The sequence below is a fragment of the Pseudosulfitobacter pseudonitzschiae genome (assembly GCF_002222635.1).
GTDB classification, from domain to species: domain Bacteria; phylum Pseudomonadota; class Alphaproteobacteria; order Rhodobacterales; family Rhodobacteraceae; genus Pseudosulfitobacter; species Pseudosulfitobacter pseudonitzschiae_A.
In genome coordinates this window covers 1,568,057-1,581,036 of record NZ_CP022415.1, presented here as the reverse complement: position 1 = coordinate 1,581,036, position 12,980 = coordinate 1,568,057, and the positions used below count along the sequence as shown (strand labels likewise).

Below are 12,980 nucleotides of genomic sequence, written 5' to 3'. Positions count from 1 at the left end.
ATGCCATAAACGGCAGAGTTATTGTTCGATCACCGATGCTTTGTCGAATCCGTCAGTGAAACCCTTCAGCGACAGGTCCAGTTCGACCTTTTGATCGGGGGCCAATGCGGGCACGATTGTGATGGTTGCTTTGGCACCGCGACGGAAAGCCGCCACATCTTGCTCGACCAGACCGATGCGCGCGTAGCAACCAACGGGATTACAGAACGCATAGGGGTAGGTCCGCGCAGGGCCGCCATCCACCGAAATTTTCATCTGTGCGGGCAACGAGGTTTCCAGCGGTACAACAAGGGTCGCCCCAGCAACGGCTTTGCCACCTTCAGGCAAACGGAAAAGCGAGAATTCTGCAACCGGAACACCCTCACCATCGTCCAGCAACTGGTACATCTGGCAGGGGTCTTTTTCTTCTTCTGTCTTGATGCAGCGCATTTCAAACGCACCAACCGTCTCGGCGGTATAGGGTTTGCCCAGTTCGGGATCGGCATCCGCATCAGCGCCAAGGCTCAGCTGCGATTCAATTTCAGAGGCGCTGCCGGATTGGGTTTCGACATTGGGCGTTTCGCCTTCGGTGGTCGTCTCCTGCGCCAGAATAGCCACGGGCGCGCTCATCGCCAGAGCGGCGGTCAGCACCAGTGTTTTGATTGTATATGACATCTTAACTTCCAGACTTGGTTGCTTTGGGATTCAGTTAGCACGCGCGCGCGGCACTGTCAGGGGTGGCTGAAATGAAAAGTAGCGAAATCAGGCAGTTTTCTGCCGTTTTTCAATCACATCGTGACACATAGAAAAGAGGATCCGCAAGGACCCTCTTTTCAAATGATTTCTCCCCGTCGGACTGGCCGACTTATTTTGATCAGAGCCTAGGCAATGACACATAACCGGTCAACCGGAAATCAGCGCAGAAACGCATATTGTAGATGGTTCAACAAAATTTCCCGTCGCGGGCAGGGGATTCGCCTGTTTTTCTATCAAAAAAGGCCGCACCCGAAGGCACGACCAGTCTGACAGGGAGGAAGTTACCCCACACCTGAAGGACATCTTGGTGCGGAATGGAAATCACTATGGCCCTGAAAAGTTAAGTTAGTATGGTCGGTACGACAGGTTTTGCCAGGTGCAGAACCGGCAAGGAACAGGACATACAGATGCAAGACGCAGTATTCGTGGGCGGCGGCGGGCCGGATTATGGCACCAAACAAGGGCTAAGCCTGAAATACGCCAATCGCCACGGGCTGATTGCGGGGGCCACGGGCACCGGCAAAACGGTGACGCTGCAAATTTTGGCCGAAGGATTCTCAGCCGCAGGCGTACCGGTTTTTATGGCTGACGTTAAGGGGGATTTGTCCGGTCTGTCCAAAGCGGGCAGCGCCAATGACAAGCTGCATGTTCCATTTACCGAACGCGCGGCCACGATCGGGTTTGCCGACTATTCCTATACGGCCTTTCCGGTCACATTCTGGGATCTGTTCGGTGAACAGGGCCACCCCGTGCGCACCACCGTATCCGAGATGGGGCCGCTGTTGCTAAGCCAGCTTCTGGAACTGAGCGAGGCACAAGAGGGCATTTTGAACATCGCCTTCCGTCTGGCCGATGAAGAGGGGCTGCCGCTGCTGGATCTTAAGGATTTGCAGGCGTTGCTGGTCTGGATCGGTGAAAACGCCAAAGATTTGTCCTTGCGATATGGCAACGTGTCTACGGCGTCGATCGGGGCCATTCAGCGGCGTTTGCTGGTGTTGGAAAACCAAGGTGGCGCCAAGTTGTTCGGGGAACCGGCGCTGGATCTGGCCGACCTGATGCGCTGCGATGCGGACGGGCGGGGCATGGTGAACATTCTGGCCTCGGACCAACTGATGGGGTCGCCCAAGCTTTATGCGACCTTCCTGCTTTGGCTGCTGAGCGAATTGTTCGAAGAATTGCCTGAGGTCGGCGATCCGGACAAACCCAAGCTGGTGTTTTTCTTTGACGAGGCGCACCTGCTGTTTGACGACGCGCCCAAGGCATTGGTCAACAAGGTCGAACAAGTCGCGCGCCTGATCCGGTCCAAGGGCGTAGGTGTCTATTTTATCACCCAGAACCCTGCGGACGTACCCGACGACATCCTTGGGCAGTTGGGCAACCGCGTGCAACACGCCCTGCGTGCCTTTACCGCCAAGGATCGCAAGGAACTGCGCATGGCCGCAGAGACCTACCGCGAGAACCCCGCCTTTGATACGGAACAGGCCATCCGTGAGGTGGGTGTGGGTGAGGCAGTGACCTCGATGTTGCAGAAAAAGGGTGTGCCGGGGATCGTGGAACGAACGCTGGTTCGTCCGCCCTCGTCGCAACTGGGGCCAATCACACCGGACGAGCGGGCAGGGGTCATGGCCGTCTCGCCGATGGCGGGAAAGTACGATACGCCGCTGGACCGGACATCTGCCTTCGAAATCCTCAAGGAACGCGCAACCAAGGCCGCCGCCGAGGCCGCCAAGGTCGAGGAGCAGGCGGAAGAGGCCGAAGACCCCGCCGTGCGCGACTTTAACGCGGGGCGGCGCTATTCCGGCACGCGGGTCACGCGGTCGACCGCGCGGGCGACGCGCAGCACCACCAGTTTTGGTGATCAAATGACCAGGATGGTGGTCAAGGAACTGACGGGCACAACGGGCCGCCGCATCGTGCGCGGCATCTTGGGCGGGTTGTTCAAGGGGCGGTAGGCGCGGCAATTTTCTTGCCGCGCCACATGATGAATGCGCCCGACAGCACGATCAAACCGGCACCGGCAAAGGTGGCGGTTGTAGGCGTTTCGCCAAAGACAAAGACGCCCAGCCCGATGCCGAACAGCAACCGCGTATAGCGAAAAGGTGTAACGGCTGACACCTCTCCGGTGCGCATGGCGCGCATCAAAAAGGAATAGGCGGTGATACCTGCACCGACAGAGCCCGCAAGCCACAGCATTGTAACCGGATCGGGCCAGATGAACGGCACCGCTTGCCACAGAGAAAATGCCACGCCCGCAACGATCACCGCCAGAAAGCCGTAAAAGCCCAGAACTGCCGTGCCCAGCGATCTGGGGGCCGCGCGGCTGGCAAGATCACGGCCAGCAAAGCCGATCAGGCCGATGATGGCCAGAATCGACAGCGCCGAGAACCCGTCGGTGCCCGGCTGTACGATGATGATTACGCCGATCAGGCCGATGATGATTGCGCTCCATCGGCGCCACCCGACCTGTTCGCCAAAGACCAGCGCCGCACCTGCAACCACCAGCAGCGGTGTCGCCTGCAAGATGACGGTTGCCGACGACAGCGGTGTCAGCGCAATCGCAAGGACATAAAACAGACGGCCCGTCATCTCGAACAGACTGCGGATGCGCATGGTGCGCGACATGGCGGCGCGTGGAAACAGGGGGGCACCGCTGGCAAGGGCCAGAAGTGCAAAACACAGCGCACCGCCCATGCCGAAGATGATCAGAATTTGGCCCACGGGCAGGTTTTGTGCCGCAGCTTTGATAAATGCGTCTTCGACAGCGAAACCACCCATCGATCCGATCATGAAAAGACTGCCGATCAGGTTGTCGCGCTGGGGTGTCTGGATGGGTGTCATTGGATCTTCAGTGTTGTGAGTCCGGCGATCTTTGTCAGCAAAATCAAGCGAAGGCCAGATGTCGGCGATCATGGCAATCCGTTACGATCTCTATCCACGCCATGCCGCCCTTGTGGCGCGTGTTCAAAGCAAAAGGCCCGAACGACAATGTTCGGGCCTTTTGGTGTTGCGGTGCATGTCGCGCCTTACCGTTCGGGGATCAACCCGCGCGGGCTGAACCGCAAGACCAGCAACAGGATCAGACCCATCGTCAACAGCCGCATATGCGCAGCGCTCTCGATCAAATGTTCCTTCAGCGGCGCGCCATCGGCCATGCCGGACGTAATTGCCTGCATCAGCAACAGCCCCATCGGCTCGACCTGCACCCAAAGGAACCAGATCAGGAACCCGCCCAGTACCGCGCCAAGGTTGTTGCCCGACCCACCAACAATCACCATCACCCAGATCAGAAAGGTAAAGCGCAGTGGCTGGTAGGTGCCCGGTGTCAGCTGACCGTCCAGCGTGGTCATCATTGCACCGGCAATGCCGCAGATCGCACTGCCCAGAATGAACACCTGCAAATGTCGCGCAGTCACGTCCTTGCCCATCGCCTCCGAGGCATCTTCGTTGTCGCGGATTGCACGCATCATGCGGCCCCAAGGGCTGTGCAATGCGCGCTGTGCCAAAATGAACAGGATCACCAGAACAACCGTGAACAGGCCCGCATAAACCAGTTTGACCCAAATCGTCGAGGCGGTCACCGGATCCATCCCCAAGCTTGCCGCGCGGTCGAGAAAAGCAGGATTGGTTTGCAACTCGATCTCGTAGGGGGCGGGACGGGGCAGACCGATGACGTTCTTGACGCCACGGCTCAGCCAGTCTTCGTTTTTCAGCACGGCGATGATAATCTCGGCTATGCCCAGCGTTGCAATGGCCAGATAATCGCTGCGCAGGCCAAGTGCCGTTTTGCCGATGATCCACGCAACCCCGGCCGCCAGAACGCCGCCAACGGGCCATGCCAGCAGCGTCATCCAACCCCACGCGGCACCACCGGGGTTGATGCCACCCAAATAACCGGTTGATGCGGGATCAACCGCTTCGATTGCCGCCACGGCAGGATCGAACAGCCAGCGATAGATGAAAAAGCCACCAATCAGCAGCACCAGAACCACAACCGTGCGCACCCAGCCTGCAGGCATCCGTTTGATCACCAATGCGGTCACCACAATCGTCGCTGCGCCCATCAGCAGCGCAACAATCACACTGCCGCCGCCCGCAGCCCACGCTTCGGTGGTGGGCGGCATCGACACCAGCACCGTGGCCAGACCGCCAAGTGCCACAAACCCCATGATGCCCACGTTGAACAGGCCCGCGAACCCCCATTGCAGGTTCACCCCCAAGGCCATGATCGCGCTGATCAGGCCAAAGTTCAGGATGAACAGCGCCGAGTTCCAGCTTTGCAACAATCCGGTTCCGATGATCAGCACTGCGACCAGCGCGAACAGGCCGGTGTTTTTGAGTGTCGCGTTCATACCGATTTCCCCGCAAAAAGTCCGGTAGGCCGGAACAACAGCACAATCAGCAGGATCACAAAGCTGACGGCGAATTTATAGTCGGTGCTCAGAAGTTGGGCCAAACTGTCGGGCGCTAGGCTGTCAGGCAGGGCATAGCCCGCGACCTTTTTCCATGCATAGGTCACCATGACTTCGGAAAAGGCGATGGTAAAACCGCCCGCGATGGCACCCAGCGGGCTGCCCAGCCCCCCCACGATGGCGCTGGCAAAGATCGGCAGCAGCAACTGGAAATAGGTGAAAGGTTTGAACGACTTGTCCAACCCGTACAGCACGCCTGCCACCGTCGCCAATGCGGCAACGATCAGCCATGTAATCATCACCACGCGCTCGGGGTTGATGCCCGACAGCAGCGCCAGATCCTCGTTGTCGGAATAGGCGCGCATGGATTTTCCGGTGCGCGTGCGGTTCAGAAACCAGAACAGAGCTGCCACCACGATCACCGCTGTGATCACCGTGATACCTTGGGTGGTCTTGATCGCCACACCTTCTTCCAGTCCGGTCATCTCTTTGAAAGTGCGCACCGAGACGATGAACCGTTCGCCATCAGAAAACCGTTGGTCGTCCGGCCCGATGATAAAGCGCACCAGACCGTTCATGATGAACATCACGCCAAGTGACACGATCACAAGGATTACCGGCTTGGCCTTTTGTGCGCGGTAGAATTTATACACCACGCGATCGGTGAACAGCAGCAGCGCCATACAGCCCAGAATGCCAAAGGGCAGGGCAAGCAGCGCCGTGGGCAGCGGCCCCAGCGAAACACCCCAGCTTTGGAACAGCCAAGTAAACAGCACCGTCACCATTGTGCCGAATGCCATCGTATCCCCGTGGGCAAAGTTGGAAAACCGCAGGATGCCGTAGATCAGCGTGACCCCCAGCGCACCCAGCGCAAGCTGCGAGCCATAGGCAATCGCGGGGATCAGCACGAAATTGGAAAGCGCCACGAAGGCGTTGAGAAGGTCCATTATGCACAGGCTCCGATCTTGCTGGTGCCCGAGGGGCCATGGGTGGTTTTTGAGAGCAGATACATCACTCAGCCCCCCAAGAACGATTTGCGGACTTCGGGATCGGCCAGAAGTTCTTTGCCAGTGCCCGAGAACGCATTGCGCCCTTGCACTAGAACGTAACCTTTGTCGGCAATCTCAAGCGCTTGTCGGGCGTTCTGTTCAACCATCAGGATCGGGATGCCGGTGCGGGCCACTTCGATGATGCGGTCGAACAGCTCGTCCATGACGATGGGGCTGACACCCGCTGTGGGTTCGTCCAGCATCAGAACCTTTGGGCGCGTCATCAGTGCGCGGCCCACGGCGACTTGTTGACGTTGACCGCCCGACAATTCACCCGCGGCCTGTCGGCGCTTTTCCTTTAGGATGGGAAACAGGTCATAGACCTGTGCCATCGTATCGCGGAAATCGTCACGGCGGATGAAAGCACCCATCTCGAGATTTTCCTCGACCGTCATCGACGTAAAGATGTTTGACGTCTGCGGGACAAAGCCCATGCCCTTGGCCACGCGGTCTTGGGGCGACAGATCGGTGATGTCTTCACCGTCCAGATGGACAGAGCCCTTGCGCACGTTCAACATGCCGAACACGGCCTTCATTGCGGTGGATTTACCAGCACCGTTGGGGCCCACGATCACCGCGATTTCGCCTGCGTCTACGGCTACGGTGCAATCATGCAGAATGTCGGGGCCGTTGCCATAGCCGCCTGTCATGCTGTCACCGATCAAAAAGGCGTTGCGGGTGTTCATCGCAGCGCCCGTACCGGGATGCGCGGTCAACGTGCCAACGCCTTTGGGGTTGGCGATCGACGCGTCCTTGTTGCCGCGCCCGTCGTTGTAGGGATTTCCGCTCATGCGCCCACCTGCTCTTTGTTTTTCAGGCCGGTGCCAAGATAGGCTTCGATCACCTGCTCGTTGGCCTTGATCTCGTCCAGCGTACCTTGGGCCAGCACTTTGCCTTCGGCCATGCAGATCACCGGGTCACAAATCTTGCCTATGAAATCCATGTCGTGTTCGATGACGACAAAGGTGTAGTTGCGTTCCTTGTTCAGCCGCAGGATGGCATCGCCGATGGTGTTCAGCAGCGTGCGGTTCACGCCCGCGCCAACCTCGTCGAGGAACACGATCTTGGCGTCGACCATCATGGTGCGGCCCAGTTCCAGCAGCTTTTTCTGACCGCCCGAGACTTGGCCCGCCTTGTGGTCGGCCAGATGTTCTACGGTCAGGAACTCCAGCACCTCGTCGGCCTTGGCGCGCAGGGCGCGTTCTTCGTCGGCAATGCGCTTGCGGCCAAACCATGTGTTCCACAGCGTTTCGCCCGACTGGTTACCGGGCACCATCATCAGGTTCTCGCGGCAGGTCATCGACGAAAATTCATGCGCGATCTGGAATGTGCGCAGCAGCCCCTTGTGGAACAGCGTGTGCGGCGGCAGGCCGGTTATGTCCTCTCCGTTCATTGTGACACGTCCGGAGGTTGGTTTAAGAACCCCTGCGATCACGTTGAAAAGAGTTGTTTTTCCCGCGCCATTCGGCCCGATCAACCCGGTGATCGACCCCGGAGTGATCGACAGGCTGGCACCGTCAACGGCGTGAAAGCCGCCAAAATGTTTGTGAATGTCGTCTACGACGATCATTGGCGTTCCATCCCCTGTGTATGCGGCCATCTTGAAACGTGGCCTGCTTCATACTTGAAACGGCCCGAAGTCACCTTCGGGCCGTTCAGTTTTGTAGAACGCGGATTAGCGGTATTTGATGGTCGAGTAAACGCCGTCTGCGAATTCGATTTCCTGATAGTTACCAGCCGATTCACCGGGTCCGATCAGTTCAACAGCCGATGCGCCTTCATAGTCGACCTCCTGACCGTTTTTGATCAGTTCCAGAGCCTTGGCCAGTTCACCGGGATAGATTTTCTCACCGGGTGCGTTGGCCACGTCTATGACGTGCTCTTTGAAATCGGCTGAGTCCATCGAACCGGCTGCCTGCATCGACAGCATGATCAGCGCGGCGGCATCATAGCTTTCGGGGGCAAATGCGCCGGTGCCGTCAAAACCGGCCTCTTTGGCCAGTTCGACGAACAGGGCTGCACCTTCGCTGTCGGTGCCGGGATAGGCGCCAAACGAGCCGTTCATTTCCGCGCCGAAGTTTTCGTTCAGCTTTTCACCTACCATGCCGTCCGGCACATAGAATGTGTCGAACGCGCCGGTATCCAGCGCAGCACGAATAACGCCCGAGCCGCCTTGGTCGACATAGCCGGCCACAACCAGAACTTCGCCGCCAGCCGAGGCCAGAGCGCCGACTTCAGCCGAATAGTCGGCTTTGCCGTCTTCGTGCGACGTCGAGATGGTGACAGTGCCGCCAGCTTCTTCGAATGCGGCCTGGAACGCGTCGGCCAGACCTTTGCCGTAGTCGTTGTTGGTGTATGTCAGCGCAACTTCGTTTACGCCGCGATCTTGCAGGATTTCGGTCATGATGACGCCCTGACGCGCATCCGACGGTGCGGTGCGGAAGAACAGGCCGTCATCTTCGGCGGTCGAAAGACCGGGTGATGTGGCCGAAGGCGAAATCATCACGACCCCGTTGGGGCGTGCCGCGTTTTGCAGGATCGCGCCGGTGACGCCCGAGCAGTCGGCGCCCATGATGGCGGAAACCTTGTCGGATGTGATCAGACGTTCGGCGGCGGATGTGGCCGCACCGGCGTCGATGCATGTGCTGTCGCCGCGGATCGACGTAACCTTGGCACCGTCCAGCAGCGCGCCGCTTTCGGAGACTTCGGCCATCGCCAGTTCAGCACCGGCACCCATTGCGGGGGTGATCGATTCCAGCGGGCCGGTAAAGCCAAGGATCACGCCAATTTTGACTTCCTTGGCATGTGCATCAGCAAAGGCCGCGCCGGTCATCAGAGCGGTGGCCGCTGTGGCCATCAGAAACTTTTTCATGTGGTAACTCCCTTATTGGAACTTTGCGTTCTGGATCGAAGCCTAAGCACGTCGCCCTGAAAAGAAAAGCCATTTAAGGTGTGCTTGTTCTTATGCAACGTGTTTGGAAAGTCAGGATTTTCGACCTATCTGTATTTTTTGGAAGATTATTTCGACGCCGGATTAACGGCCAGAGAGGATGCCATGATGCGACTGTTTGTGATTCTGTTATTGGTTTGGGGTCTTGGCCCTGTTTTTTGCCCTCCGCCCGCACAGGCGCAGCAGACCTCGGCGGGGCAGGTCAGCTTTACCGTGCAGGTCGACGGGCTGGACACGCCTTGGGCCTTTGCATTTCTGCCCGATGGTGGCGTTTTGATCACCGAACGCGATGGCAAGCTGTTGCATGTGGCCGCTGATGGTACGCGCAATGCCGTGTCCGGCGTGCCGGATGTGGCCGCAAACGGGCAGGGCGGATTGCTGGACATCACTCTGCCGCGCGACTTTGATATCAGCGGCATGGTGTTTCTGACCTATGCCAAGGCACAGGCGGGTGGCGGTGCTGGCACCGCGCTGGCCTCGGGCACATTGTCTGCGGACGGGCAGTCGCTTGGCGATGTAAAACTGTTGTTCGAGATGAAGCCCGGCAACCGTGGCGGGGTGCATTTCGGCAGCCGCGTAGTTGAGGGGGCGGATGGTACGCTGTTTGTCACGGTGGGCGAACGCGGGCAGCGCCCGCTGGCGCAGGATTTGAACCAGCACAACGGCAAGGTCGTGCGCGTGGGGCGTGACGGGTCGGTGCCTGCGGACAATCCTTTTGTGGGGCAGGCGGGTGCCTTGCCTGAAATCTGGTCCTATGGGCATCGCAACCCGCAGGGTGCCGCATTGGACGCCAAGGGCCGCCTGTGGGTGGTCGAACACGGCGCAAGAGGCGGTGATGAGGTGAACCTGATTGGCAAGGGGGCCAACTATGGCTGGCCTGTGATCAGCTATGGCCGCCATTACAGTGGCGGCAGGATCGGCGAAGGCACGTCCAAAGACGGGATGCAGCAGCCCGCGCATTACTGGGATCCGTCCATCGCACCGTCGGGCATGATGATCTATGATGGCAGTATGTTTCCCGAATGGCAGGGTGATATGTTCGTCGGCGCACTAAAGCTGAACTATATCAGCCGGTTGCAGATCGACAGCAATACCGCGTCAGAAGTGGAGAAAATAACGGCACCGCAAACAGCGCGCGTGCGCGACATCCAGACTGCGCCAGATGGCAGCATCTGGTTTCTGTCAGTGGTGGATGGAGCGCTGTACAGGATGGCGCGGTAGTCAGATGCTCAGACGCGCCGCGTGCGATCCGCGTTCGCGATAGGGCGTGGTGTCATAATGTGCGCGGTAGCATTTCGAAAAATGCGAGGGCGAGGCAAAACCGCAGGCAAGGGCCACGTTGATCACGCTCATATCCGTTTGCATCAACAGGTTCCGCGCCTTTTGCAGGCGCAATTCCATATAGTACCGCTTGGGCGAGCGGCTGAGATAGCGGCGGAACAGACGTTCCAGCTGGCGGGTGGACATGCCTACATCCTTGGCCAGAATAGAGGGGCTGATCGGCTCTTCGATGTGGCTCTCCATGATCTGGATGACTTGGGACAGCTTGGGATGGCGCACGCCGATGCGTGTGGGCACCGAAAGACGCTGGGTGTCTTGATCGGTGCGGATCGACGAATAAATAAGCTGATCGGCAACCGCATTGGCCAGATCCTCACCGTGGCTGTCGGCGATCAGCTTTAGCATCAGGTCGATCGAAGAGGTGCCACCGGCGGTGGTGATGCGCAGGCCATCGACCACAAACACAGATTTGGTCAGGTTAACCTCTTCGAATTCTTCGGCAAAACTGTCCTGATTCTCCCAGTGAATCGTTGCCTTTTTCCCGTCCAGCAACCCCGCACGCGCCAGCGAATAGGCCGCTGTACACAGTCCCGCCACCCGCAACCCTTTGCGCGCCTCGCGGCGCAGCCAGTTCAGCAAACGTTTGGTGGTGGCGTCCTGAACATCAATGCCGCCGCACACCATCACGGTGTCGTCGCGGTTCAACTCGTCCAGATCACCGTCAAGCTTGAAGGCCGTTCCAGCCGAACATACAGCCGTGTCGCCACCTTCGCCAACGATCTTCCACTCGTACAGGTCACGCCCTGCCATCCGGTTGGCAATGCGCAGGCTTTCAACCGCAGCGGAAAAGCACAGCAATGTAAAATTGTTCAGCAGAACAAAGACATATCGCTGTGGCTTGTCCGGCTGGTCGGGCCGGATGGCTGAGGTTCGCGTCTGGGACATTGCGGCGCCCTTTTTATACAGTTTCGACGAAGGCCCGACTTCTGCGAACAGATATCTTATTCACCGGGCCTTTTCCGGCCATGCCGGAAACTTTGCTCACGCATGGGCAGCGACGTCAAGTGGTCGCATTTGACGTATGGCCAGTCATAGCACGCTTTTGTATAAGCGCCTGCACTAGGGTGGCTGGACAGCAGCCAGAAAACGGAGAGACATTATGAGCGAATGGTCGAAATCGGATTGGCGCAACAAGCCCCGGATCCAGATGCCAGACTATACGGATACGGCAGCTTTGCAGGCGGTGACCGCCCAACTGTCGAAATATCCGCCGCTGGTCTTTGCGGGCGAGGCGCGCAAACTCAAGGCGCATCTGGGGGCTGCCAGCCGCGGCGAAGCGTTCTTGTTGCAGGGCGGCGATTGTGCTGAGGCGTTCGACCAGTTCAGCGCCGATGCTATCCGCGACACGTTCAAGGTGATGCTGCAAATGGCGATGGTTCTGACCTTTGGTGCCAAGGTGCCCGTGGTCAAGGTTGGCCGCATGGCAGGCCAGTTCGCCAAGCCCCGCAGCGCCCCGACCGAGGTGATCGACGGTGTGGAACTGCCCAGCTACCGTGGTGACATCATCAACGGTCTGGATTTCACACCCGAATCGCGCATTCCCGACCCCGCCAAAATGCTTCAGGCCTATACGCAGGCGGCGGGCACTCTGAACCTGTTGCGGGCTTTTTCGACCGGTGGTTTTGCCGATATGCACCGCGTTCACGCATGGACGCTGGGCTTTACCGATGGTGAAGATGCCGCGAAATACGCCGAGATTGCCAATCGCATTCAGGACACCATTGATTTCATGGGGGCCGCTGGCATCAACTCGAAGACCACGCATGAATTTTCGACGGTCGAATTCTATACCAGCCACGAAAGCTTGCTGCTTGAATACGAAGAGGCGCTGACACGTCTTGATTCGACATCGGGTAAATGGCTGGCGGGGTCGGGTCACATGATCTGGATCGGTGACCGCACACGCCAGCCCGACGGTGCGCATGTTGAATTTGCCCGTGGCGTGCAGAATCCCATCGGACTGAAATGTGGTCCGACGACCACGGCAGAGGATCTCAAGGTGCTGATGGAAAAACTGAACCCCGAGAACGAAGCGGGCCGTCTGACCCTGATCGCGCGTTTTGGAGCGGGCAGCGTTGGCGACCACCTGCCACGTCTGATCAAGGCCGTACAGGAAGAGGGTGCAAATGTGCTGTGGACCTGTGACGCGATGCACGGCAACACGATCAAGTCGTCCACGGGCTATAAAACCCGTCCGTTTGAAAGCGTGCTGCGCGAAGTGCGTGAATTCTTTGCGGTGCATCAGGCCGAGGGCACAATCCCCGGCGGTGTGCATTTCGAAATGACCGGACAGGACGTGACCGAGTGTACCGGTGGCGTGCGTGCTGTCAGCGAAGAAGACCTGTCCGCGCGCTATCACACCGCCTGTGATCCACGTCTGAACGCCAGCCAGTCGCTGGAACTTGCATTCTTGGTGGCCGAGGAACTGTCGGCTCGTCGCAATAGCCAGAACGGCCAGCAACAAGCTGTCTGAATGCCTTTCGGCAAGGGTTTCAT

General features: G+C 58.7%; 11 protein-coding genes. 3 read left to right on the top strand and 8 right to left on the bottom strand.

All coding sequences use genetic code 11. The annotated features are described in order from the left end of the window. Nucleotides 1-18: 18 nt before the first annotated feature. Nucleotides 19-654, bottom strand: a complete 636-nt coding sequence (locus SULPSESMR1_RS07685; protein ID WP_089420285.1) for an invasion associated locus B family protein — start codon at nt 652-654, stop codon at nt 19-21. A 488-nt stretch (nt 655-1,142) separates the two neighbouring features. Between SULPSESMR1_RS07685 and SULPSESMR1_RS07680 the strand changes: the two genes are divergently transcribed. Beyond that, entirely contained in the window at nt 1,143-2,687 is a 1,545-nt protein-coding gene (locus SULPSESMR1_RS07680) for a helicase HerA-like domain-containing protein (protein ID WP_089422217.1), read from the top strand. Here the strand turns inward: SULPSESMR1_RS07680 and SULPSESMR1_RS07675 are convergent. From SULPSESMR1_RS07675 to SULPSESMR1_RS07650, 6 genes are all read right to left on the bottom strand, one after another. After that, entirely contained in the window at nt 2,674-3,573 is a 900-nt protein-coding gene (locus SULPSESMR1_RS07675; RefSeq protein WP_089422218.1) for a DMT family transporter, read from the bottom strand. The genes SULPSESMR1_RS07680 and SULPSESMR1_RS07675 overlap by 14 nt on opposite strands. Nucleotides 3,574-3,758: 185 nt before the next feature. Then, nucleotides 3,759-5,084: a branched-chain amino acid ABC transporter permease gene (locus SULPSESMR1_RS07670; RefSeq protein ID WP_089420284.1), complete on the bottom strand. Its 1,326-nt coding sequence runs from the start codon at nt 5,082-5,084 to the stop codon at nt 3,759-3,761. Beyond that, entirely contained in the window at nt 5,081-6,091 is a 1,011-nt protein-coding gene (locus tag SULPSESMR1_RS07665) for a branched-chain amino acid ABC transporter permease (RefSeq protein WP_089420283.1), read from the bottom strand. The genes SULPSESMR1_RS07670 and SULPSESMR1_RS07665 overlap by 4 nt, the downstream gene beginning before the upstream one ends. Nucleotides 6,092-6,159: 68 nt before the next feature. After that, nucleotides 6,160-6,984, bottom strand: a complete 825-nt coding sequence (locus SULPSESMR1_RS07660) for an ABC transporter ATP-binding protein (protein WP_089420282.1) — start codon at nt 6,982-6,984, stop codon at nt 6,160-6,162. Continuing rightward, entirely contained in the window at nt 6,981-7,763 is a 783-nt protein-coding gene (locus tag SULPSESMR1_RS07655) for an ABC transporter ATP-binding protein (protein WP_089420281.1), read from the bottom strand. Before SULPSESMR1_RS07655 ends, SULPSESMR1_RS07660 begins: the two co-directional genes overlap by 4 nt. Nucleotides 7,764-7,868: 105 nt before the next feature. Next, the gene (locus SULPSESMR1_RS07650; protein WP_089420280.1) at nt 7,869-9,065 is read right to left on the bottom strand and encodes an ABC transporter substrate-binding protein; all 1,197 of its coding nucleotides are present in this window, start codon (nt 9,063-9,065) and stop codon (nt 7,869-7,871) included. Nucleotides 9,066-9,248: 183 nt separating this feature from the next. Between SULPSESMR1_RS07650 and SULPSESMR1_RS07645 the strand changes: the two genes are divergently transcribed. Further along, nucleotides 9,249-10,364, top strand: a complete 1,116-nt coding sequence (locus tag SULPSESMR1_RS07645; protein WP_089422216.1) for a PQQ-dependent sugar dehydrogenase — start codon at nt 9,249-9,251, stop codon at nt 10,362-10,364. Here the strand turns inward: SULPSESMR1_RS07645 and SULPSESMR1_RS07640 are convergent, their stop codons facing one another. Then, nucleotides 10,365-11,369: a GlxA family transcriptional regulator gene (locus SULPSESMR1_RS07640; protein ID WP_089420279.1), complete on the bottom strand. Its 1,005-nt coding sequence runs from the start codon at nt 11,367-11,369 to the stop codon at nt 10,365-10,367. Nucleotides 11,370-11,583: 214 nt separating this feature from the next. Between SULPSESMR1_RS07640 and SULPSESMR1_RS07635 the strand changes: the two genes are divergently transcribed. Further along, the gene (locus tag SULPSESMR1_RS07635) at nt 11,584-12,957 is read left to right on the top strand and encodes a class II 3-deoxy-7-phosphoheptulonate synthase (protein ID WP_089420278.1); all 1,374 of its coding nucleotides are present in this window, start codon (nt 11,584-11,586) and stop codon (nt 12,955-12,957) included. Nucleotides 12,958-12,980 lie beyond the last annotated feature (23 nt).

Coding starts and splice junctions, on each gene's coding strand:
- SULPSESMR1_RS07655 (WP_089420281.1), bottom strand. CDS start 7,763: ATGATCGTCGTAGACGACATTCACAAACATTTTGGCGGCTTTCACGCC.
- SULPSESMR1_RS07670 (WP_089420284.1), bottom strand. CDS start 5,084: ATGAACGCGACACTCAAAAACACCGGCCTGTTCGCGCTGGTCGCAGTG.
- SULPSESMR1_RS07640 (WP_089420279.1), bottom strand. CDS start 11,369: ATGTCCCAGACGCGAACCTCAGCCATCCGGCCCGACCAGCCGGACAAG.
- SULPSESMR1_RS07685 (WP_089420285.1), bottom strand. CDS start 654: ATGTCATATACAATCAAAACACTGGTGCTGACCGCCGCTCTGGCGATG.
- SULPSESMR1_RS07660 (WP_089420282.1), bottom strand. CDS start 6,984: ATGAGCGGAAATCCCTACAACGACGGGCGCGGCAACAAGGACGCGTCG.
- SULPSESMR1_RS07635 (WP_089420278.1), top strand. CDS start 11,584: ATGAGCGAATGGTCGAAATCGGATTGGCGCAACAAGCCCCGGATCCAG.
- SULPSESMR1_RS07680 (WP_089422217.1), top strand. CDS start 1,143: ATGCAAGACGCAGTATTCGTGGGCGGCGGCGGGCCGGATTATGGCACC.
- SULPSESMR1_RS07645 (WP_089422216.1), top strand. CDS start 9,249: ATGATGCGACTGTTTGTGATTCTGTTATTGGTTTGGGGTCTTGGCCCT.
- SULPSESMR1_RS07675 (WP_089422218.1), bottom strand. CDS start 3,573: ATGACACCCATCCAGACACCCCAGCGCGACAACCTGATCGGCAGTCTT.
- SULPSESMR1_RS07650 (WP_089420280.1), bottom strand. CDS start 9,065: ATGAAAAAGTTTCTGATGGCCACAGCGGCCACCGCTCTGATGACCGGC.
- SULPSESMR1_RS07665 (WP_089420283.1), bottom strand. CDS start 6,091: ATGGACCTTCTCAACGCCTTCGTGGCGCTTTCCAATTTCGTGCTGATC.